The sequence below is a fragment of the Paenibacillus sp. FSL H7-0703 genome, from assembly GCF_038003485.1.
GTDB classification, from domain to species: domain Bacteria; phylum Bacillota; class Bacilli; order Paenibacillales; family Paenibacillaceae; genus Paenibacillus; species Paenibacillus polymyxa_B.
Genome location: NZ_JBBOPF010000001.1, coordinates 5,191,119 through 5,213,984 on the forward strand (window position 1 = coordinate 5,191,119; position 22,866 = coordinate 5,213,984).

Annotated in this window: 23 protein-coding genes and 1 other annotated feature; of the genes, 20 read left to right on the top strand and 3 right to left on the bottom strand. The window is 47.7% G+C overall.

Annotated elements, in window-relative coordinates; all coding sequences use genetic code 11:
• Positions 1 to 81 precede the first annotated feature (81 nt).
• Positions 82 to 1,161: a M42 family metallopeptidase gene (locus tag MHB46_RS23380; RefSeq protein WP_061830384.1), complete on the bottom strand. Its 1,080-nt coding sequence runs from the start codon at positions 1,159 to 1,161 to the stop codon at positions 82 to 84.
• A gap of 185 nt (positions 1,162 to 1,346) precedes the next feature.
• Here MHB46_RS23380 and spoVAC point away from each other — a divergent pair, with 185 nt between their 5' ends.
• From spoVAC to MHB46_RS23455, 15 genes are all read left to right on the top strand, one after another.
• On the top strand, positions 1,347 to 1,853 hold the full coding sequence (spoVAC, locus tag MHB46_RS23385; RefSeq protein WP_025723396.1) for a stage V sporulation protein AC: 507 nt from the start codon (positions 1,347 to 1,349) through the stop codon (positions 1,851 to 1,853).
• Positions 1,850 to 2,872: a stage V sporulation protein AD gene (gene spoVAD / locus MHB46_RS23390; RefSeq protein WP_075154476.1), complete on the top strand. Its 1,023-nt coding sequence runs from the start codon at positions 1,850 to 1,852 to the stop codon at positions 2,870 to 2,872. Before spoVAC ends, spoVAD begins: the two co-directional genes overlap by 4 nt.
• A complete protein-coding gene (gene spoVAE, locus MHB46_RS23395) occupies positions 2,869 to 3,225 on the top strand; it encodes a stage V sporulation protein AE (protein WP_013311204.1) in 357 nt (118 codons plus the stop codon). The genes spoVAD and spoVAE overlap by 4 nt, the downstream gene beginning before the upstream one ends.
• Positions 3,226 to 3,438: 213 nt before the next feature.
• Positions 3,439 to 4,398 carry an AAA family ATPase gene (locus tag MHB46_RS23400; protein WP_103049576.1) on the top strand — a complete coding sequence of 320 codons (960 nt, stop codon included), beginning with the start codon at positions 3,439 to 3,441 and terminating at the stop codon, positions 4,396 to 4,398.
• Between the two features lie 3 nt (positions 4,399 to 4,401).
• Positions 4,402 to 5,649 (top strand): DUF58 domain-containing protein, encoded by a 1,248-nt coding sequence (locus tag MHB46_RS23405; protein WP_165178438.1) that lies wholly within the window; start codon positions 4,402 to 4,404, stop codon positions 5,647 to 5,649.
• Positions 5,646 to 7,892, top strand: coding sequence for a transglutaminase TgpA family protein (locus tag MHB46_RS23410; RefSeq protein ID WP_341163587.1), 2,247 nt, complete (start codon positions 5,646 to 5,648; stop codon positions 7,890 to 7,892). The genes MHB46_RS23405 and MHB46_RS23410 overlap by 4 nt, the downstream gene beginning before the upstream one ends.
• A gap of 145 nt (positions 7,893 to 8,037) precedes the next feature.
• A complete protein-coding gene (locus tag MHB46_RS23415) occupies positions 8,038 to 8,568 on the top strand; it encodes a YqeG family HAD IIIA-type phosphatase (protein ID WP_013311200.1) in 531 nt (176 codons plus the stop codon).
• A complete protein-coding gene (gene yqeH, locus MHB46_RS23420) occupies positions 8,561 to 9,688 on the top strand; it encodes a ribosome biogenesis GTPase YqeH (protein WP_039272319.1) in 1,128 nt (375 codons plus the stop codon). Before MHB46_RS23415 ends, yqeH begins: the two co-directional genes overlap by 8 nt.
• A 105-nt stretch (positions 9,689 to 9,793) precedes the next feature.
• Complete coding sequence (gene aroE, locus MHB46_RS23425) at positions 9,794 to 10,663, top strand: shikimate dehydrogenase (protein WP_322160757.1); 870 nt, start codon at positions 9,794 to 9,796, stop codon at positions 10,661 to 10,663.
• A 68-nt stretch (positions 10,664 to 10,731) separates the two neighbouring features.
• A complete protein-coding gene (yhbY, locus tag MHB46_RS23430; RefSeq protein WP_013311197.1) occupies positions 10,732 to 11,028 on the top strand; it encodes a ribosome assembly RNA-binding protein YhbY in 297 nt (98 codons plus the stop codon).
• Between the two features lie 17 nt (positions 11,029 to 11,045).
• Positions 11,046 to 11,636: a nicotinate-nucleotide adenylyltransferase gene (gene nadD, locus MHB46_RS23435; RefSeq protein WP_071641885.1), complete on the top strand. Its 591-nt coding sequence runs from the start codon at positions 11,046 to 11,048 to the stop codon at positions 11,634 to 11,636.
• Positions 11,620 to 12,216 carry a bis(5'-nucleosyl)-tetraphosphatase (symmetrical) YqeK gene (yqeK, locus tag MHB46_RS23440; protein WP_039272316.1) on the top strand — a complete coding sequence of 199 codons (597 nt, stop codon included), beginning with the start codon at positions 11,620 to 11,622 and terminating at the stop codon, positions 12,214 to 12,216. The genes nadD and yqeK overlap by 17 nt, the downstream gene beginning before the upstream one ends.
• Positions 12,213 to 12,560 (top strand): ribosome silencing factor, encoded by a 348-nt coding sequence (rsfS, locus tag MHB46_RS23445; protein WP_013311194.1) that lies wholly within the window; start codon positions 12,213 to 12,215, stop codon positions 12,558 to 12,560. The genes yqeK and rsfS overlap by 4 nt, the downstream gene beginning before the upstream one ends.
• Complete coding sequence (locus MHB46_RS23450; RefSeq protein ID WP_029515375.1) at positions 12,557 to 13,465, top strand: CvfB family protein; 909 nt, start codon at positions 12,557 to 12,559, stop codon at positions 13,463 to 13,465. The genes rsfS and MHB46_RS23450 overlap by 4 nt, the downstream gene beginning before the upstream one ends.
• A gap of 3 nt (positions 13,466 to 13,468) precedes the next feature.
• A complete protein-coding gene (locus MHB46_RS23455; protein WP_341163588.1) occupies positions 13,469 to 14,242 on the top strand; it encodes a class I SAM-dependent DNA methyltransferase in 774 nt (257 codons plus the stop codon).
• Positions 14,243 to 14,314: 72 nt separating this feature from the next.
• Here the strand turns inward: MHB46_RS23455 and MHB46_RS23460 are convergent, their stop codons facing one another.
• Positions 14,315 to 14,704 (bottom strand): tautomerase family protein, encoded by a 390-nt coding sequence (locus MHB46_RS23460; protein WP_160789315.1) that lies wholly within the window; start codon positions 14,702 to 14,704, stop codon positions 14,315 to 14,317.
• 184 nt (positions 14,705 to 14,888) lie between these two features.
• Positions 14,889 to 15,145, top strand: a binding site (T-box leader).
• A 61-nt stretch (positions 15,146 to 15,206) separates the two neighbouring features.
• Between MHB46_RS23460 and leuS the strand changes: the two genes are divergently transcribed.
• Positions 15,207 to 17,645 (top strand): leucine--tRNA ligase, encoded by a 2,439-nt coding sequence (gene leuS / locus MHB46_RS23465; protein ID WP_103049583.1) that lies wholly within the window; start codon positions 15,207 to 15,209, stop codon positions 17,643 to 17,645.
• On the opposite strand, the gene comER is transcribed toward leuS, so the two are convergent.
• Positions 17,626 to 18,471: a late competence protein ComER gene (gene comER / locus MHB46_RS23470; protein ID WP_165178435.1), complete on the bottom strand. Its 846-nt coding sequence runs from the start codon at positions 18,469 to 18,471 to the stop codon at positions 17,626 to 17,628. The genes leuS and comER overlap by 20 nt on opposite strands.
• Positions 18,472 to 18,766: 295 nt before the next feature.
• On the opposite strand from comER, the gene MHB46_RS23475 reads away from it, so the two are divergent.
• The 4 genes from MHB46_RS23475 to MHB46_RS23490 all read left to right on the top strand — a co-directional run bounded on the left by MHB46_RS23475 (position 18,767) and on the right by MHB46_RS23490 (position 22,857).
• Entirely contained in the window at positions 18,767 to 19,414 is a 648-nt protein-coding gene (locus MHB46_RS23475; RefSeq protein ID WP_341163589.1) for a ComEA family DNA-binding protein, read from the top strand.
• A gap of 88 nt (positions 19,415 to 19,502) precedes the next feature.
• A complete protein-coding gene (locus MHB46_RS23480) occupies positions 19,503 to 20,021 on the top strand; it encodes a deoxycytidylate deaminase (RefSeq protein ID WP_025723414.1) in 519 nt (172 codons plus the stop codon).
• 180 nt (positions 20,022 to 20,201) lie between these two features.
• A complete protein-coding gene (locus tag MHB46_RS23485) occupies positions 20,202 to 20,354 on the top strand; it encodes a hypothetical protein (RefSeq protein WP_341163795.1) in 153 nt (50 codons plus the stop codon).
• The gene (locus tag MHB46_RS23490) at positions 20,284 to 22,857 is read left to right on the top strand and encodes a ComEC/Rec2 family competence protein (RefSeq protein ID WP_341163788.1); all 2,574 of its coding nucleotides are present in this window, start codon (positions 20,284 to 20,286) and stop codon (positions 22,855 to 22,857) included. Before MHB46_RS23485 ends, MHB46_RS23490 begins: the two co-directional genes overlap by 71 nt.
• Positions 22,858 to 22,866 lie beyond the last annotated feature (9 nt).

Genomic DNA, 22,866 nt, shown 5'->3' on the forward strand with positions numbered 1-22,866 from the left:
TCTATTAAATTAAAAAAACAGTCAATGCACGTTGTACGTGTCTTGACTGTTTTTTTATAGATTGCGATTCTCTGTTACAACTTAGGCTCGTTCAATAATGGTATTCAGCGTTGTACGATCCAGATTTTGAACCAGCTTGATGATCAGCTCTTTGGCTGCATCATAATCATCAGTGTGAATAATGGACGAGGAAGTATGGATGTATCGTCCACAGATGCCTATGACAGTGGATGGCACGCCAATTCCGCTCAAGTGCACTTGACCTGCATCGGTTCCCCCTGTGGAGATGAAATATTGATACTTGATTTTGTGAGTTTCCGCCATGTCTTGCACGTACTCCACAATCCCGCGATGTGTAATCATACCTGGATCAAATACCCGCAGCAGTGCGCCTTTACCGAGGTGCCCGTAAGCATTCGGGTCGCCGCCCATATCGTTGGCTGCACTGCAATCCAGTGCAAAGAATATATCCGGCTGAATCAGATTGGCCGCTGTACGTGCACCACGCAGTCCCACTTCTTCTTGAACAGTGGCCCCTGCATACAATGTATTGGGAAGCTTGTCTTTTTCTTTATGTAATGCTTCAAGCAGTTCAATAGCCAAGCCTACACCGTAGCGGTTATCCCATGCTTTAGCCATAATTTTTTTAGGATTTGCCAGTGGAGTGAAATCACAGATCGGCGCAATGGCCGTTCCTGGTACGATCCCCAGGTCCTGCGCCTCTTGTCTGCTGTCCACGCCGATATCCAGATACATATGCTTGATGTCCATAGGTTTGCTGCGTTGCGATTCATCCAGCAAATGAGGCGAGACAGAGCCAACTACACCGATAACTGGGCCTTTTGGAGTCAATACTTGAAGACGTTGTGACATAATGGCTTGGCTCCACCAGCCTCCAACCGGCTGAAAACGAATCATTCCAGTTTCCGTAATACCATTCACGATAAAACCGACTTCATCCAGATGGCCTGCCACCATTACACGTGGTCCACTCTCTTGACCGCGTAGCACCCCAAAAAGACTGCCCAATCGATCTTGCACGATTTCATCGGTATAACCGGATATTCGTTCCTTAACCCATGCCCGCAACTCACGCTCATGTCCAGGAATGGAAGGAAACTCCGTTAAGGTTTTAAACAATTCCAATGTTTTTGATTCCATGATGTATACCTCACTCCTTATTAATTAACCAGTGGTCGTCATGTATTCAGTATGAATGGATTTGTATCGAATGTCCACGATATCATTTTCCTGACATAACATTTCTCCAAAAAGCTCATAATGAAAAAGACCCAAGCAATTCGAACCGCCAAGCGCGAAAACTTACAGATAAGGGGTGGTGAATGATGCCAGCTAAATCCGGGCAGCGCGGTTTTCGTACCAATACGTCGCCGCTGTCCATAAATGAGAAGGACTATCAGAATATTTCACAAAAGCATGAACCCTCGAGAAAAGTATTTGCCAATTGTGTGCGCGCTTTTCTGGTTGGAGGCGGGATATGTGTGATTGGACAGGCGATTCAAGAGGCTTTTATGGCAGGAATGCACATATCAGCCAAGGAGGCCGCCCCGCCGACCTCATCGATGATGATCTTGTTGGCGGTCATATTAACCTGTATCGGGGTTTACGATAAGGTTGCTCAATGGGCAGGAGCAGGAACCGCTGTGCCCATTACAGGCTTTGCTAACTCCATGTGTTCGGCTGCATTGGAATATCGTTCTGAGGGACTGGTGCTCGGAGTGGGCGCGAATATGTTCAAACTTGCAGGCTCGGTCGTCGTATTCGGGGTGGTGGCTGCATTTATCGTAGGCGTTATATATGCCATCCTTGGTGTGGGAGGCAATCACTTATGAGAAGACAGGGAGGACAAACCTGGAAGTTTGAATCAAGACCGCGCATCATTGGAAGTGCCACTGTTGTGGGCCCGGATGAAGGAGAGGGGCCGTTGTCCACAGATTTTGATTATATTTATGACAATATAGAAATCAACGAGAAAACGTGGGAAAAAGCGGAACGTAGATTGATTGAGCATTCTACAGAGCTGGCGCTAATTAATGCCAATTTGAACAAAGAAGAAGTGCAGTTTTTTATTAGTGGTGATCTGATGAATCAGATTGTCAGTAGCTCCTTCTCGGCAAGCAAGCTGGCTATTCCCTATTTGGGTGTTTTTGGAGCCTGTTCAACATCAATGGAAAGCTTAGCCTTAGCCGCACTTATTGTGGACTCAGAGGCCGGTGACTACGTGATGGCGGGTACGACCAGCCATAACTGTACTGTAGAAAAACAATTCCGCTATCCTAATGAATACGGATCACAGAAGCCCCCTACGGCTCAGTATACTGTTACCGGTTCCGGCGCCGCAATTGTAGGACATGCCAAGTCAGGAACGGTGGTGGATTGTGCTACCATTGGACGTGTAATGGACATGGGCATTAAAGACCCTTTTAATATGGGTGGAGCCATGGCTCCCGCGGCTGCGGATACGCTGTTGTCTCATTTTCGAGACACTGGCCGTGACCCTGGTTACTATGATCTCATTGTAACGGGCGATTTAGCCTCAGTGGGGCTACCAATTGCCAAGGAGCTGCTCAAAAAAGATGGGTTCGATATGAATCAGACGGAATTTAATGATTGCGGTTTGCTGATTTACGACATCAATAAGCAAAAGAAAGTCATTGCAGGAGGCAGTGGTTGTGGCTGCTCGGCTGTTGTAACCTACGGGCATTTGTTGAAGCGGATCGAAAAAGGAGAGCTGCAAAAGGTACTGGTCGTGGCGACCGGAGCGTTATTATCTCCTTTGACTACACAGCAGGGTGAAAGCATTCCTTGTGTTGCACATGCTGTAGCTTTTGAAGCGGGAGGAACAGTATGATATTTCTATGGGCTTTTTTAGTGGGTGGTGCCATTTGTGTTGTGGGCCAGTTGATGATGGATGTGTTCAAAATGACGCCGGCACATACGATGAGTACGTTAGTGGTTGCAGGTGCAATTGCTGATGCTGTTGGGATATACGATCCGCTTATTAAATTTGCAGGGGCGGGTGCGACCATTCCAATTACCAGTTTTGGTAACTCACTTGTACACGGCGCATTAACCGAATTGGAGAAGGACGGATGGCTGGGTGTCATTACAGGGATCTTTAGTCTGACAAGTGCAGGAATTTCCTCTGCGATTATTTTCTCTTTTCTGGCATGCTTGTTTGTTCGTCCAAAAGGAAGCATATAAAAGCAGCGTACTTTAGATTTGACATAAAAATAAATGATTATATACATGTGCCCTTCGGATCTAATGACCGAAGGGTTTTTAATTGTTCTGCACATGAAAGATCGAAAGAAGGATAGAGTTTGAATAATACGGGCAGGGGGTTAAGTGTACTCTGTGCCCACCTTCATGTACAATAATAGGAAACATGTTGCTATCTAGGAGGTTTACAGAGCTATGCCCGTACGTCAAGAATCTGTGCAGATTGTATCTGCAATCCGTTCTAATCTGGAATCATGTATATTAGGTAAATCCTTTGAAATAAAATTACTGCTTACGGCTATGCTGGCGGGTGGACACATTCTGATCGAGGACGTTCCGGGTACGGGAAAAACGCAAATGATCAAGGCTCTTGCCAAATCCATGCGCGGTGATTACCGCCGTGTTCAATGTAATCCTGATATTCTCCCGAGTGATATTACAGGGGTATCCATATTTCATCCACGGGACGAGCGTTTTTATTTCCGTCCGGGTCCTGTGATGACTAATATTTTGCTGGCGGACGAAATTAACCGAGCGACGACGAAAACCCAGTCGGCTCTGCTGGAGGTTATGGAGGAACGCAGTGTGACAGTGGATGGGGACACTCATATGTTGCCTCATCCTTTTATGCTGTGTGCGACACAAAATCCGATTGATTTTGAAGGCACTTATATGCTGCCGGAAGCACAGTTAGATCGTTTTATGCTCAAAATCAGCTTGGGTTATCCTGACATGGAGACGGAGCGAAACATGCTGCTTCATCATCAGGCAGGCCAGCCAGCAGACCGCCTGGAGGCTGTAGCTCATATGGAGCAGATTGCTGACATCCAGCAGGAAATTAGAGGGATTTATATGGACGAAGCAGTGACGTCCTATTTACTTGATATCGTTCGTGCGACAAGAGAACATCCATCCGTGCTGCTGGGAGCTAGCCCCCGGGCGGCGCTTGCTTTTGTAATGGCTGCGAAGGCATACGCTTTTCTGGACAACCGTGACTATGTGCTGCCTGATGATGTGAAGGCGCTGGCACCTTATGTGCTAACGCATCGTTTGTTGCTGCGTCCCGAGGCGCGTCTGGACAGTTCCAGTGCCCAGTCCGTGCTGCAGGCTGTCCTTCGGCAGGTTCATGTACCCGTACGAATGGAGCGTCCTTAGAGAATGAATATGGTCAAAAGGAAGCGCAGGCTTCCACGGCTGTCAGGCCGCATCTGGCTTCTGGTGGTCATATGGGTGGTGTGCCTGCTATATTTGTTGTTTCAGGGCGGCAAGACGTCGGTCATGCTGTTGTCTATGGTTACGCTGTTAATCGTTTATTTATGGATCGTTGGTCTGAGCGGAGTTCGCCGTGTGCAAGGCTCCCGGCAGCTTTCGCAAGGCTCGCAGTTTGGAGAACTGCTGCATGCGGGAGATCAGGTGCATGTAAAGCTGAGCCTCAGTATACCTGGTTTTCTTCCGTTACCCTATGTCATTGTCCGTGAGGTCCTCAAGCGACATACAGGTGAATCCTGGTCGTTTGAGGACAGTGTCATTCCCAGTCTTAAAGGGGGCGGTCAGCTTACATTTCAGACTCCTGCTTTAGAGCGAGGAAGCTATCACTTTGAGGAAACGGAATGTGTGAGTGAGGACATCTTCGGTCTGTTGGAGCACAAAGGCAGCTTGAACGCACGCGGTGAATTTCGGGTGCTGCCCCGAACGGTATTCATTCCATATTGGCAGATGAATGACCGTCGCTCAAGGATGTCTGGACCGCAGACCGTTCAAACTCGAACGCGGCGTGAAACGACACAAATTAACGGTGTACGGGATTATGTATATGGAGATCGGTTTTCGCGCATCCATTGGAATGCGACGGCTCGTACAGGTAGCTGGAAATCCAAGGAATTTGAACATGAGACCGTTCCAAAAACGATGCTTGTGCTGGACGTACACATGAAGCATTATGTAAACGCCGAACAGTTTGAGCTAGCCGTATCCTCTACCGCTTCATTGCTGGAATATGGTGGACGGGAGCGAATGGGGGTTGGATTGTGCACAGCTGGAGAAAAAGGCACTGTCTTTCAGCCAAGTGAGCAGACAATGGAACGACAACGAATGATGCATCACTTGGTAGACATACACACAACTTCACAAGGTAGCTTGAAATCCGCTGTAGAAAGCAGTGTGCGTCAGTTTCCGCAAGGCTGTTATTTTATACTGATTAGTCCGCTGAAGGATTATCAGGCGATGGAGCTTCTTCGCTGGGCCGATACTCGGGGGATGACTCCGTGCCATGTCTATATAGGAGAAGGTTCTGCTGAGGGAGAAGCTGAAGAATGGATGAGCATGCTTCGTGCAAGGGGAATCAAGGGCTACGATGTTGAGAGCCTTGAAGAGCTCCCGGCTGTAATGGGGGGAGGGACACTATGAAGAGCTGGTTACAATCGTTAAAGGGTTCCTGGGCCCCCGCTTTTACATTTTTATGGATTATTATTATTGCCATGCAATGGGTTTCTTTTGCTTCCGAATTATGGCTTGAAGAGACAAGAGCACTTGTACTGATGACCATTACAATGCTGGCTCTGGTGAAGATTGTACTACCATTTCGTCCTTGGATTGAATTTATTGTTAAGGCGGCGGCGCTGTTTTTTATTTTGTATCGGACATTGGTGTCTTACTCCATCATTATCCCCTTCGGAGGGGTAGCCAATCGCCTGGACCAATTTATATCCAATATGTCTCCTTATATTTGGTTTTCCCTTATCGCTTGGCTAGTTATTGAAATGGTGCCGCTCATCGTTACAACGAAGCAGCGGATTCTTGTTTTTGTGGGTATTAATATCGCCTCGCTGGCAGTGCTTGATTCCTTTACGCCTACTGTGCTGTGGGAGGAAGTTGCCTGGATCGTCTTTGCTGGTATGGGTTGGCTAGTGACACAGCATCTTCAGTATTTTCGGCAGCATTATCCTCAAGGCTGGAAGCATATTCGACGCTATCCATATAAAATAGCAGCCAATATTGCGGTCATTTTTGCGCTCATTATTATGGCTGGTGTCAATATGCCAGAGGTACAGCCAGCTTTGACGGATCCCTATACAGCGTGGACCCAGAGAAATAGCTCAACCACCGCCGGGATTAGCAATGGATCTGGGGCATTGAATCAGCGGATGAACACGGCATCAGGTTATAGTCGCCAGGATAATCGGTTGGGTGGAGGTTTTAATTTTGATTATTCTCCTGTCATGACCATCACGACCACTCAACGAAGCTACTGGCGGGGGGAAACAAAACGAACCTATTCCGGTACAGGCTGGAGTGACGGGGGAAACGATGATCAAACGCTAAATGATGTTCCAATGACCGCAGAGCTTGAAAACACACAAGAAACGCGGCATTCGACGGAGCAGGTCGTTCAGACCATTACGATGCAAAATGACCAGAGCTATCCTGTTCTGTTTGGCGCCTACTCGGTGCAGCGTGTTCAATCGGTGGACAGAGATTCACGGGCAGATGGGTTACGTTGGAACCCGGAACAGGCGGAACTGCTTTGGAATCCATCCTCCCGAAGAACTGCTTATCCTAAAACGTATACTCTGGTATCACATGTCCCTGTGATCCCTGAGAAAGAGCTACGCACAAAAACTTTTAATGAGTTGTACGGAAAAAACAAACAGGATGCCTATCTACAAATTCCAGATGAGTTGCCACAGCGGGTTCGTGATTTGGCTCAGAACGTAACGTCAACGGCGAAAACGCCGTATGAAAAAGTCGGATTACTACAGCAGTATTTGCAGCAAAATTATGCATATACGAACAACCCGGACCTCTCACGGAAAAGAAGCAGAGATTTTGTGGATGCCTTTCTGTTTGAGATTCGGGAGGGCTATTGCGATTATTATTCCACCTCATTAGTCATGATGGCTCGCTCTGTTGGGGTTCCAGCCCGTTGGGTTAAAGGATATGCACCTGGTCAGCAGACATTTTCAGATGATGCAACAACGGGCGAAAATGACGAAAATATGTCCTCTTACTCCGTGACAAATGCGGATGCTCATTCCTGGGCGGAAGTATATTTAGGTGAATACGGTTGGGTTCCTGTAGAAGCTACGCCTGGTTTTGATATGCCGCTGCTTACGGAACAGGAGGATTCAAAGACTCCAGAAGTCCCTGAGGTTAAAGATCAGCCTGAACCAGAACAGCCTGAACAAACCCCGCAGACTAATCCAGAAGAAGGTTCAAATATTCATCCTGTAATTATAGGTTCTGCTGCTGCAATTCTGCTGCTGTGGGCTGCTTATATCGTCTGGCGTAATCGCGCAGACATTCACTTTTACCTGCTGCGCTTACGCAGAGGTAAGCCGCTGACCCCGGATGAAAAGGTGGTCGTCGAAACTGAGCATTGGTTAAGGTACATGCGAAGAAGGGGATTTGTCCGCGCCAGTCACGAGACGCTGAGGGAATCAGTTGATAGATGGTCGCTAGAAGTACCGGAACACGCTTCAATTTTACATCAGCTGCTTGGCCGATTTGAACAAGCGCGTTATAGCCCCTCATCCGTAACCGCAGAAGATTGGCATATGGTTCGCCAGCAGGCATCTCTGTTACACAAAGAAGGATGGATAAAACGATGGGCTGGACGAAAAGCTGCGTCGGATCAGAAGGATCAAGACTAGTCTATTTTTGATTAGGTCCAAACGCCGTCTATTTTAATCTTTAGCTATATATTTAGTGAAAAAGCTGTCCGTTTGTTGCGGATAGCTTTTTACTAAGCCATAGTAATATGGTATAGTTTGTCGTATGAAACTGAGGTGACCGACGTTGTTTGAAATGCTGATGCCCAAATTACGGGTGAATACCGTCTTTGATATTGATCTTGAGGGCTTGTATGCTCAAGGATATCGCGGCATTATTACGGATCTAGATAACACGCTGGTCGGTGCAAAAGCGCCGAATGCGACTCCCGAGCTGGTGGCCTGGTTTGAGAAGGTCAAACAGGCGGGTTTTAAGCTTGTCATCGTGTCTAACAACAATATGGACCGTGTATCCGTGTTTGCTACGCCTTTGGACATTGAATTTATACATGCCGCACGGAAGCCCTCCAACTCGTCTTTTCGTAGAGCCATCCGTATGATGGGGCTGACTCCGGAAGAGACTATTATGGTCGGGGACCAAATGTTGACGGACGTATTGGGAGGCAACCGACTGGGATTGCATACGGTGTTGGTGCTACCGATATCCATTCATGATGAAGGAGTCATGACCCGATTTAATCGGCGGTTGGAGCGAATCGCGCTCACAAGGTTACGTAAGAAAGGCTTATGGCTTGAGGAGGAAAAGAAGAATGACTGAAAGACCTGACGGCGGCACTGCCGTCAAATGTAGTGGTTGCGGTATCACCGTGCAGACCACTAGCCCGGAGCTTCCGGGATATATTCCTGAAAAATTGCTTACTCGCGAACCTGTCATCTGTCAGCGTTGCTTCCGGATCAAAAACTATAATGAGACGTCTTCAGTTACGGTGGATCAAGATGAGTTCTTGAAGCTGCTCAGCCAGATTGGCGACAAAGATGCGCTCGTCATCCACATTGTAGATATTTTTGATTTTGAAGGTAGCTTGATTTCCGGTTTGCAACGCTTTGTAGGCTCCAATCCAGTTATACTGGCTGTGAACAAGACCGATTTGCTGCCTAAGGTAACGAATTGGAACAAGGTACGTAACTGGGTACAAAAGCAAGCGAAAGAGCAAGGACTACGCACGGAAGAAATCGTACTGTGCTCAGCTAAAAAAAATCAGGGCTTTGACCGTCTGTTGGATGTGGTATCTGAGCTCCGTGGTAACCGCGATGTATATGTAGTCGGAGCGACAAATGTGGGTAAATCGACGCTTATTAACCGCTTGATTCGTGATTATAGCGATATGGAGCAGGAACTCACAACGTCCCGTTACCCGGGGACTACACTCGATATGGTGAATATTCCGCTCGACGACGGCAAGCACATTATTGATACTCCGGGTATTGTATACCCTTGGCGATTCAGCGAAATCGTCTCCCGTCAGGACTTGAGCGCTATTATGCCGGACAAGCCGCTGAAGCCTGCTGCATATCAGCTTGATGCCGGACAAACATTGTTTTTCGGCGGTATGGCCCGATTTGATTTTGTGGAGGGTCAGCACCAATCATTTACCTGCTACATTAACGGTGGTCTTAAGATACATCGCACGAAGCTGGAGCGAGCTGATCAGTTGTTCGCTGATCATGCCGGGGAATTGTTATCTCCGCCAACACGCGATCAATTGGCAGAGATGCCGGAATGGACAAGACATGAGTTCCGCGTTCCACGCAAATCTCCATCGGACATCTACATTTCCGGTTTGGGATGGATCAGGGTAAATAGCGAGAACGGAGCTCTGATTGCGGTTCATGCTCCTCGGGGAGTCCGTGTGCTTTTGCGGCCTGCGTTGATATAACGTTGCTGTAACCATGTTATAGGGCGGCAAGGAACAGGTACTGGTTCCTGCCGCCATTCATGTATTTGTGCGGCCTAATATTTTGCAATATGGGGGAGAGCAACGATGAACAGCGGGGAGTCTGAAGCGACCGAACAAGGTCTTGTACTATTGGGCGTATTGGGTGATCCGATCAAGCACTCCAAATCGCCTCTTATGCATAAAATAGCTTTACAGGCAGCGGGGATTGAAGGAGATTTTGTACCTCTTCATGTCAAACCGGATCAGCTGGAAGATGCCATGAAGGGGATTCGCGCTTTGCATTTCCGCGGAGTCAATGTGACGATTCCCCATAAAGTTGAGGTTATGAAATATCTGGATGAGATTGATGAAGGGGCCAGACTCATTGGCGCTGTCAATACGATAGTGAATGACAATGGACGTCTTAAGGGCTATAACACGGACGGAATTGGCTACGTACGTTCCCTCAAAGAAGAGACTTCTGTCGAGTTGAAGGGCGCAAGAATTGCTGTTCTTGGAGCCGGAGGGGCTGCTCGTGGCGTGATTCATGCTCTGTTGGAGGAGCAACCGGAATCGGTTATTATTTTGAACCGAACACGTGACAAAGCTGAGCAACTGGCATTAGAGTGGACGACGGAAGCGATCCCAGTGAGGGGTTATTCCAACGAAGATGCCAAGAGCGTGCTCGCCACAGTGAATGTGTTGATTAACACAACCTCGGTGGGAATGTCTCCTTTAGCGGATGAGCTTCCACTGGAAACGAGCTTGATTCCGGAGGGAATCATTGTGAGTGATTTGATCTACAACCCGCTGGAAACGAGACTTTTACAGGAAAGCCGTGAACAGCGCGGCTGCACTGTACATGGGGGTTTGGGCATGTTCGTGTACCAGGGGGCTGTGGCTTTTGAGTATTTTACAGGGGTTGTCCCTGCTGTAGAGCAAATGAGAGCGGCTGTGCTGAGTAGCCTGTCGTAAGTAAGATTGTACATTAAAATTATGGAAATGCTGCATTGTATATGTGGCGACGAAGGGGTTAAATATACATGTTAACAGGTAAACAAAAAAGATATTTGCGTTCAATGGCGCATCATTTGGACCCGGTTTTTCAAGTAGGTAAAAACGGTACGAATGAGCATCTTATGCGTCACATCAACGATGCGATTGAAAAGCGTGAGCTGATGAAAGTGCAAATTTTGAACAACTGTTTGGACGACAAGCATGAAATTGCGGAAGAACTGGCCGCGGAGACAGGTTCTGAGCTTGTACAGATCATCGGGAGCACTATTATTTTGTACAAAGAATCCCGTGATCATAAGGAAATCGAGTTGCCTAGAGGATAACACGCGGGGAGAAAATTATGAAAATCGGTATTATGGGTGGTACATTTGACCCGATTCATATTGGACATCTGCTGGCTGGAGAAGCGGCAAGAGATGCCTATGGGCTGGATCAAGTATGGTTTATGCCTTCTCATATTCCTCCGCACAAGCATCAGGCGGGGGCGAGCGGTAAGGAGCGTCTGGAGATGACGAGTGAAGCGGTAGCGGGTCATCCTGCTTTTGAAGTGCTTGATATTGAAGTGCTTCGTGGGGGAGTATCCTATACCATTGACACGATCAAGGAGCTTCAGGAGTTGCACTCTGCTGTGGATTTTTATTTTATTATTGGTGCGGATATGGTGAACTACTTGCCTCATTGGCAGGGAATTGAGGAGCTGGCGCAGCGAATTTGTTTTATTGGTGTTCGGCGCCCAGGGTTCCAGCTTGCGTTGGATGAGTTGCCGCATTATTTGCAGGACAAGGTACTGCTGGCGGATATGCCGGTGGTGGATATTTCGTCGACGGATATTCGAGAGCGTGCTGCGGAAGGGCGCACTATCCGTTATCTTGTACCTGATCGTGTGCATGACTATATTACAAGGGGCGGTTTGTATGAAGTACAGCCGTGAGCAATTAATGGAAGCCGTATCTGGTCAAATGCCTGAAAAGCGCTGGAAGCACACACTAGGTGTTATGCATACCTCAGTGGAGCTTGCGAAGCGCTATGGAGCAGATCCGGATAAGGCAGAACTGGCGGCTATTTTGCATGATGTAGCGAAGTATTGGCCTGTTCAGCAGATGGAAGAGGTGATTCGCAGTCATCCCGAATGTGATCAGGAGCTTTTGGAACATGACAAGCAGCTCTGGCATTCAGAGGTAGGATACTGCGTTGCAGCAAGAGATTACGGAGTGGATGATCCGGAAATAAGGAATGCGATCCGCTGGCATACGTCAGGACGCGTAGGTATGAGCCTGCTGGATAAAGTCGTGTGTCTCGCTGATTACATCGAACCGGGACGGGATTTTCCGGGGGTTGAGCATATCCGTAAACAGGCAAAGAAAAGCTTGGAGCAGGGCCTTATCGCTGGATTTGACTCCACGATTTCATTGTTGCTGGAAAAGAAAAAGGTTATTTTTCCACTAACAGTCTTGTCGCGTAATGACTTGATTCAACAACTAAAACAGAGAAAAACGGAGGTTCATGAATGACCCTAACTAATGAGCAATTAATGCAAACAGCGGTTGATGCTGCAAATGATAAAAAGGCAATGAATATTGTCGCACTGGATTTGCGGGGAATATCACTAGTAGCTGATTATTTTGTTATCTGCCACGGTAATTCGGATACACAGGTACAGGCGATTGCAACAGAAATTCGCAAACGCGCTCATGATGAAGGTGTAACCATCAAAGGAATCGAAGGAATGGATTCCGCCCGTTGGGTTCTAATGGATTTGGGGGATGTCGTAGTGCATGTCTTCCATCGCGACGAGCGCGAATACTATAACATTGAACGACTCTGGTCGGATGCTAAGGTTGTGGAAAAGGTATGAGTTTGATCGCCGGTACTTATGTCACCATTATGGTGGATCGTGAGGTATCTCCTTTCGGCTACTTTCTCACTGTTGGTGAGCAGGATGTGCTGCTGCATTATACGGAGCTGACACGTGAAATTGAAGTTGGTGAACGGTTGGAGGTATTTATTTTTCACGATACAGAGGACCGCTTGGCCGCAACCATGAAAAAGCCGTTCTTGTCGTTGGGCGAAATGGCAAAGCTTGAAGTGGCTGATGTGCATCCGCGTTTGGGTTGTTTCCTGGAGATGGGATTGGGTCGTCAGCTTTTGCTGCCGATTCGTGAGTTGCCAGAAAACCGAGATTTACATCCTCGGGTGGGCGACTATGTGTATGCCATTATGGAGCATGACAAGCAAGGTAGACTGCGGGCTAAGCTGGCAGGGGAACAGGAACTGGCTCCGTTGTGCTTCCACGCCCCTGATTCGTGGCTGAATACGTGGGTGCAGGCGACTGTGTACAAGCCGCTTCAAATGGGCACATTCGTTCTGGTGGACGGAGGTGTGCTTGGTTTTGGTGCGATTGGGATGATTCACTCCTCGGAACGCAACCGGATGCTTCGCTTGGGTGAAGAGGTTAAGGTACGGGTCACACTTGTTCGCGAAGACGGTCGGGTCAATCTGGCGATGTCGCCACGCAAGGAAGTAGGTCGTGATGAGGATGCGGATCGATTAATTGCTTTTCTGAAAGAGCGTCCGGGTGGCGGCATGCCTTACTCCGACGCAACGCCGCCGGATATTATCAAGCAACGGTTTGGTATCAGTAAATCCGCCTTCAAGCGTGCGATGGGCAAGCTGATGAAGGAAGGAATGGTTACACAAAAGGAAAACTGGACCTACCTGGTGGAGAAAATGCCGAAACCGAAGGACGGGAATGGGGAATAAAAAATGGCTTCTTACCGGAAGTTTGCCTATGTGTATGATGAGCTGATGCAGGACATGCCGTACCCGGACTGGTTACGCTTTGCACGGCAGGCTTGGGATCAGTACGGTATGCCGCATACGGTGGCCGAACTGGGCTGTGGAACGGGTTCGATTACGATTCCCCTAGTTAACTCGGGCTTCGAAGTGTCTGGAATCGACTTATCCTCTGACATGCTGGCAGTAGCCCGTCGCAAAATGGAAACCACTCCCCAGGGACAGCGATTGTTTCGTGAGGGAAGCGTTCGCTGGATACAGCAGGATATGAGAGAATGGATTTTACCCGAGCCTGTGGATTCTGTAATTTCTTTTTGCGATTGTCTGAATTACTTGTTGGAGGAAGAAGATATAATTTCTACTTTTCTTAGAACTCATGCTGGACTGAAGCCTGGCGGAACCTTCTTGTTCGATGTACATCATCCCCAGACGTTTTTACGTTATGATGAAGAGCAGCCATTCGTACTGGATGATCGCTCTATCTCATATATCTGGACATGTGCGTTGGACACTCCCCGTTGTGAAATTGAGCATCATCTTAGTATCTTTGCGAAAGCAGAACATGAAGGACGCGATCTGTATCAGCGTTTCGAGGAAATTCATGTACAGCGTGCCTATGATCCAGACTGGATGAAAGCAGAATTGTCCAAAGCAGGTTTTCGTGATGTGAAGGTATATGCGGATTTTGAATGGGTAGAAGCAGAAGATGACGCGGCGAGACTGTTTTATGTTGCTGTAAAATAGTGAAGACTCATTGAGCAAATTTAGGAAAAGAAAGACGCTTTTCATGATGACATGAAGGGCGTCTTTTTGCACTCATATATTCACTTTATAGTTCAACTGAAGCTCATCACCCGGTACACCCCGAATACCCCAGTTCTGTTTGGGCGTTTCAAATATAGTAATCTCAAGATCCTGTGGAGCAATGCCAAAATGGTCCATAATTCGTTGGAATAACAGCTGGATGAGCTGCTTCTTAGCTTCTGTCGTTCTGCCTTCAAAGATACTGATTTCAATAATGGTGTACGCCTCAGAGCGACCATCGGCATATATAAAGTCTTCCTGATCCATAGGGAAAAAACGATGAAACCTCTTGTCTGGAGGGTATTTGAATGCATCCACCACAGCAGAATGAATCACCTCTGAAAGCTGCTTTTTGATTGGATTTAGAGCTTCTTTTATTCCGAAAATTTTAATCTGTGCCATGTCTCAGCTCACCTTTCTTATCTCAACTCAACTCAATTTGCATCAATTTAATTCGAAGTTATTATAAAACATTCGTATGCATGTGTCATGAACAATTAGTATGAAGAGGGTCTTTAACACCAAAGATAGTCCTTATTTGACTTTTTTCGCGGTTTTCAATATAATAGTGCCATTATTAACGGTTAAACAATCGCTGATGAGGAATAGTAGCTTTGTCTGGACATATAGAGAGCCGGCGGGTGGTGCAAGCCGGTTGACAGCGCAAAGTGAACTCGCCTCGGAGATATGCGTCCAACGCAGGAACGCCTTTACAGGTGCTTGTATCCTGTTATTAACCCGCATCGGATCACCTCCGTTATCAGGTGCAAAGGGAGTAGAACGCGAAGAACGCTTTCTGCTAACTAGGGTGGTACCACGGGAATATAACCTCTCGTCCCTAGCGCTGACACGCTACGGGATGCAGAGGTTTTTTTGTTGCATACCGTTTGAGGAGGAAAAGACAATGACAGACACACAGCCGAAGCACGGCTATCAACCGCAAAGTATTGAACCAAAATGGCAGAAATATTGGGATGAGAACAAGACGTTCCGCACCGGGGAAGAGCCGGGCAAACCGAAGTTTTATGCTTTGGATATGTTTCCGTACCCATCTGGAGCCGGCCTGCATGTAGGCCACCCAGAGGGCTACACAGCTACGGATATTGTTTCACGTTATAAAAGAATGCGCGGCTACAACGTATTGCATCCGATGGGTTGGGACGCCTTCGGTCTGCCTGCCGAGCAGCATGCGCTGGATACAGGGGAGCACCCACGCGAAATTACGGTGAAAAACGTAAATAACTTCCGCCGTCAAATCAAATCGCTCGGCTTCTCCTACGACTGGGATCGTGAAATCAGCACGACGGACCCTGATTATTACAAATGGACACAGTGGATCTTCATCCAGCTGTACAAGCGCGGCCTTGCATATGTAGCTGAAGTACCCGTGAACTGGTGCCCAGCGCTGGGAACAGTGCTGGCGAATGAAGAAGTTATTGACGGCAAGAGTGAGCGTGGCGGTCATCCGGTCGTCCGTAAACCAATGCGTCAATGGATGCTGAAAATTACGGAATACGCGGATCGTCTGCTGGATGATCTGGAGGAACTGGATTGGTCTGAGAGTATTAAGGATATGCAGCGGAACTGGATCGGTAAGTCTACCGGGGCTGAGGTTCGTTTTCCAATTGAAGGCTATGACGAGCAACTCACAGTATTTACAACCCGCCCAGATACACTGTTCGGCGCAAGCTACTGTGTGCTGGCACCAGAGCAGGAATTGGTGGATATTATCACTACGCCTGAGCAAAAGGATGCTGTACAACAGTACCGTGAACAAGCTGCTCGTAAAAGCGATCTGGAGCGTACGGATCTGGCCAAGGATAAAACAGGCGTATTCACAGGAGCTTATGCAGTGAACCCGGTGAACGGCGAAAAGCTGCCGATCTGGATTGCTGACTATGTACTGGCAGGCTACGGAACTGGAGCGATTATGGCTGTACCTGCTCACGATGCGCGTGACTGGGAATTTGCCAAGCAATTCGGATTGAATATCATTGAGGTTGTCCAAGGTGGAGATGTGGCTAATGAGCCATATACTGAGGATGGACCGCATGTCAATTCAGGCCCGCTGAATGGACTTACCAACGAGGAAGCGATTCCGAAGATGATTGAATGGCTGGAAGCCGAGGGCAAAGGACACGGCAAAGTCACCTACCGCCTGCGTGACTGGCTGTTCAGCCGTCAACGCTATTGGGGCGAGCCGATTCCGGTAATTCATCTGGAGGATGGAACGATCAAAACGGTTCCTGAGGACCAACTTCCGCTCGTACTGCCGGAGATGGACAATATCAAGCCTTCAGGTACAGGTGAATCCCCGCTGGCGAACGCAACAGATTGGGTGGAAACCATTGATCCTGAGACAGGTATGAAAGCACGCCGCGAGACGAATACAATGCCGCAATGGGCAGGAAGTTGTTGGTATTACCTGCGCTTTATTGATCCGAAAAATGACAAAGAGCTTGTATCCAAAGAAAAACAGCGTGAATGGATGCCTGTTGATTTGTATATTGGCGGAGCGGAACATGCGGTTCTTCACTTGCTGTATGCCCGTTTCTGGCATAAGGTACTGTATGATATCGGCGTAGTGGAAACGAAAGAGCCTTTTTATAAGCTGGTCAACCAGGGTATGATTTTAGGCAACAACAATGAAAAAATGAGTAAATCACGCGGTAATGTCATTAATCCTGATGATATTGTCAATACGTTTGGCGCCGATACGCTGCGTATTTATGAGATGTTTATGGGGCCGCTGGAAGCGACCAAGCCATGGAATGAGAATGGGGTAGAGGGAGCACATCGTTTTCTGTCCCGCGTATGGCGCCTGTTTGTTTCCGAGGATGGTAGCCTGAACGATAAAATTACAAATGACGGCGGTAGCGATGAGTTCAATCGTACTTGGCATAAAACGCTGAAAAAAGTAACCGAAGATCTGGATGCGCTGCGCTTCAATACAGCGATCAGCCAGCTGATGATCTTCACCAACGATGCATACAAAGCAGACCTTCTGCCGCGTGCAGCAATGGAAAACTTCGTGCAAATGCTGTCGCCGCTTGCACCCCATCTGGCTGAGGAATTGTGGCAGCTGCTGGGGCACAATGATAGCATTACCTACGCGGCTTGGCCTGCTTATGATGAAGCATGGACGGTGGACGCCGAAGTGGAAATTGTTGTGCAAGTAAATGGTAAAATCGTACAGCGTGCAACGATTGCCAAGGACCTTGATGCTAAAGCGATGGAGGCATTCGCTGTGTCGTTGGACAATGTTCAGCAGGCACTGGCCGGCAAAACGATCCGCAAGGTAATTGCTGTTCCAGGTAAACTGGTTAATATTGTTGCCGGTTAATCGGCTTTAAGCCGAAGGAGACATCTACCTTTTGCATGTCCTCTTCATACTTGTTGTGCGTGGCCTGTATTAGCTCGGGAAAGACGCTATGCAGGCTGATGTCCAACAATGCGAGAGCTTCGGCGGTAATACCTCCCGGAACCGCCACTCTGGCCTGTAACTCGGCTGGTGTCATCCCGCCTTCCGTGAGCAGCTTTCCAGTGCCGATGATCATTTCACCGGCCAGGGCGCATAGCTCCGTACGGTCTATACCTGTAGCTTGAACTGCGGCTTGAATCCACTGGTCCATAAAAAAGGCCAAGAAAGCAGGACCACAACTCGAAAAATCCGACGTGATCCGAGTATAAGATTCTTTAACCCGAATCGGCCTGCTGATGTGGGACATAAGCTCTTCCAGAAGGGTGCGATCCTCCTCTGTAATCCGGCTTCCATGGATGCACAGTGAGGCTCCGCTGCCCACTTGGTGGGTGATACTTGGAATAATTTTGGATACTTTGGCTTTCAGTGCATGTTCCAAAATACGAATCTGCACCGGGCTTGTGATAGATACGACGATTTGCTCTTCTGTAATGACGTCGCGTATTTCATCCGTTACGGCTTTTGATTCCAGCGGCTTCACACAGATAAACAGAACATCGCTTTCCGCTGCCGTTTCACGGTTGCTTTGGGCTGCATGCAAACCTGGATAGCGACGGGCTAGCTCGGTTACCTTGGAATGCGTTCGATTGCTTGCTGATATTTGCTGCGGCTTGAGTGCGTTAGAATTAATAAAAGACTCAATTAGCAGACTTCCCATGCTGCCAGTCCCGATAAATCCAACTTTCATTGTTCAACGTCCTCCTTTCATACTTTGCGGTATAGACGCTGTGCTGTCAGCTGTCATTCTTCTTAGTGTATGCGCCTGGTCTTGGCCGACATGACGAATTTTATGTCTGAGCATGTTAGATCGTCCCCGGGGTCGTACCACTTTTTTGTGAAAATGCTCACAGCGAGACCGTATGGAGGTTGTTTGCACCCTCCGGTTTAACGGGAATTGGACAGACTTGCTCTGTTTGATTGAGACGGTGTTTTCAGTCGGCTCAATTTCCCGAAATCCATGTGGAGTAGGGGACGATACGGAAATGAAACGTGTATGGACAGGAACAGCGATAACGCTTGCTGTAATCGGGAGTGGACTTATTTTATTTGCCGGAGGACAGCGCTCTGAGCCGCAAGAAGAGTGGACTTTACTTAACCATAAGGTGGAGCAGGCTGTGGCGATGGAGACAGAGCCAAATAAGTCGCAGCGCAGCAGTGACTACGCCCAGAAAAAGCCTGTTGTAAAAGAACCTTCAGACAAAGCTGAGCGCAGTAGGAATGCCGAAGCCGCTGACAATGTGAAACGTGATACTGTGCAGATTTCTACTGGTGTATCTGCTGCTGTGAGCGAAAACTCTATTGCGGGAAATTCAAGTACCGTAAAGCAGTCAGGTGTTGCGAATCCGAGCTCAGACACAGGTATTGTCAGTTCGAGTGGTGCAACGACGAGTAGGACCAATAGGGTAAGTGATTCGGTTACTACACCCGATTCCGGCGAAAAAAAGGTAAACATCAACACGGCGACTGCTGCTGAGTTAATGGAATTACCAGGGGTTGGGGCTAAAAAAGCCGAGGCTATACTGAACTACCGTAATCAGCACGGGGCGTTCAAACGTGTGAACGATTTGGATCACGTAAAGGGAATCGGAGCTAAAATGTTGGCTAAAATGAAGCCGTATGTCAGTTTGTAACTTATATAAGATTATAATGTACAGGTCCTGAGAACGGCGGTAGCGGATATGGTTTACGTTTTAACTTGTTTATACGGGAGAGATGGAAATGAGTGCAGATGTACGCAAGGACTGGGACACCTATTTCATGGATATCGCTTATATGGTATCCACCCGTTCGCGCTGTGCGCGGCGTCATGTTGGAGCCGTACTTGTACAAGGTAAAAAGCTTTTGGGGACGGCCTATAATGGAGCACCATCCGGGGTACCTGACTGTTCTGAGGCAGGCTGCATGATCTCAGAGGAGTATGAGGTCGTTCACCGTGATGGGCGCGAGGAAATGGTTAAGAAGCAGCGTTGTATTCGCACTATTCATGCGGAGCAGAACCTGCTGCTGTTTACTGACCGAATTGATCGTGAAGGCTCTTCAGTATATGTCACCGACCAGCCATGCTGGACGTGTGCCAATATGTTGGCGAACAGCGGTATTGTGGAGATTGTATACCACCGACCTTATCCCAAAGATGCCGACAAGGTTCGTGCTATGATGGAGGAAAAGGGAATCGCCTTTCGTATGCTGAAAACCTATCATCCACCAAAAGAAACGCTGATGGATGTAATGAATTAAAAAAGTAAACGAGGAAGAACCTCTGACGAATGCTATTTTGTCAGAGGTTCTTTTTATTTTGTGTTTTTTGGACAGAAAGCAATGTTTGCTACCGGAAGGTGATTGTATTCAAGCTAAGCTTGTGTTAACTAGACCTATATTGACCCTTACTGTTTGTTGGATTACAGGAAGTGCGGGAGCATGTCTGTATTCTGGACATATGCTTTTGTTACTCTGGGCGGGGGTTACCCTGATCTTTCCGCTTATAGCTTTATGGATGAAAATCCCCATCCGGCATATGGTATTACTTTGGCTTGCATTCAGCGGGGGTGGATTTCATTGGTTTTGGCATGATACGCATAATGTTAGCAGTATTCCCGATGCTCTTCATGTATCGTCTTCTATGGTGGAAGACATGCCTGTTCAAATAGCAGGGCTTATCGCTTCTAAAGTACAGGTAGATGGTGACCGAACACAGTTTGAGATGAGAGTCACCTCAATCAATCACTACGGAAGTCATTCGAAAAAGGACGAGAATCGTACACCAATTTCTGAACAGGTCATTGTTCATATCAAGTTGGCTGCCAAGCAGGAACAGCAACTTGCGGCAGCGTGGCAACGTGGAGATGCAATCCTAGTGCGTGGCACCTTAAAGGCTCCTGCAAAAGCGGGGAACTTTGGCGGCTTTGATTACAGTGAATACCTGCACACACAGGAAATCCACTGGCTTTTCAAAGGCGATGGAGCAGCCTCGTTACAGAAGCAGGAGGCTTCACTGTGGAACCGCTACACTTTGTTCAGATGGAATGATCAGCTAAGGGAGCAACTAGGGCAGAGAATGGAATCGGCATTTACATCACTTCATCACGCAGGATATATGAAAGGACTGGTGCTTGGGGTAACAGATGAGTTGGACCCAGCAACATATAACGAGTTTACGAAGCTTGGTTTAACGCATATTTTAGCAATATCGGGCATGCATGTGGCGGTATATGCAGCTACACTATTATATTTACTCAAGCTACTAAGAGTTAGCCGCGAGACATCTCTTACAGTCGTTTTGATACTCATTCCGGCTTATGTCCTGCTGACAGGTGCTTCTCCCTCTGTTGTGAGGGCGGGAATTATGGCGATGATCGGCTTGTTTGCAGCCCGACGAGGTGTGCTCAAAGACGGACTTAATATTTTAAGTATATCCGCGTTGCTCATGCTGATTTGGAATCCATATTATCTACTTAGCGTCAGCTTTCAGCTTTCCTTTTTGGTGACAGGTGGGTTGCTCATTTATATGCCGCTTATGAAGCCGTTTTTCGCCAAATGGCCTTTCCTAATCGGAGGTGAGGTTGCGATTACAATTACGGCACAGCTTGTTTCGTTTCCAATGACGGTATTCTACTTTAATCAATTTTCGCTGTTATCATTTGCGGCCAATTTTGTGCTTGTACCCCTTATTACATATATCGTGCTTCCAATAGGTACGGTGGCGATGGGGCTTTCCTTTTTGTGGGGGGATGGGGCTCGTATTCTTGCGTGGCCGGCAGAGCAATTGAACGATTTGACCTTTTTACTAGTGAAATGGCTGAATGTGGATGATGCTTATGTGAGTATTTGGCCGTCTTCCTCCATTCTGTGGGTCATGGCGTATTACGCAGCTCTGTATAGTGTTCTGTACTGGCTTAAAACGTGGCTGACATCTCGCAGGCAAACAGACGATAATTCTGTTTTGAATTCCACTCCCATATCATCACCCGTGTATACGGGATTAGCGGCTTCTGCCGAATGGGCTGCTGTTTTGAATACAGCTCATGAACCTGAGGGAGCAGGGAAATTTGCGCGTCGACAGTGGAATGGTTATCGTCATTTGGCACTGACTCTAAGTGTTATCGCCTGGCTTGGCATATTGTATACAGGTTATCAATCTCCTGGTGGGAGAAATACGGGGGTGGTTCAATATCTGGATGTGGGCCAAGGTGACAGCATTTTAATTACCACGCCGGGCGGGAAACATATTTTGGTAGATGGCGGGGGTACAATGGACTTTGCTACAGGGAAAAATGCTTGGCGCAAACGCGCAGATCCCTACGAGGTAGGTGAAGATACGATTGTGCCCTTGCTAAAACAACGAGGTGTACATCGGCTGGACGCTGTCATTTTAACACACGGAGATCATGATCATGCCGGAGGACTACAGGCTGTGCTTGACCAGATTCCCGTATCTACCTTGTTTTTTAATGGTACCCTGACAGATAAAGCCCCATTCCGTAAGCTGTTGAACACGGCTTTAGACAAGCAGATCAAGCTGTACGGTGCACATCATAGTATGGAATGGGAGCCAGACCAGGCTACAAAAATCCGCTTTCTCTATCCGTTTACGCCACCGGAGAACGAATCTGAGCAGTTGCCTGTTATGAAGGAGCAAAATCATTACTCTGTTGCCATGATATTGGAAATGGAGGGAGCCTCTTTTTTGTTCACAGGAGATATGGATGATGCAGCAGAGTCGTCGTTGCTCTCTGAATTAACTCGTTTTTCATCAAGTGTGAAAGATAAGGGAGCAACGGGGGCTGTCGGGAAAGCTGTAGACGTCATGAAAATAGCACATCACGGTAGCAAGTATTCCACCTCGGAAGAGTGGTTATCCTACTGGCGACCGAAAGTATCCGTTATTTCGGTCGGTGTGACCAATACTTACGGACATCCGAATGAAGCGGTATTGGAACGTTTATCGGCAGTTGATTCTGCTATATATCGAACAGATACGATGGGAGAGATCCAGATTCGAGCGCAGCAAGGAAAACTGAGTGTGCGGTACCAACGCAAACAGTACAAAACAAATACGAATACAACAACAAACTAAAACGGGTGC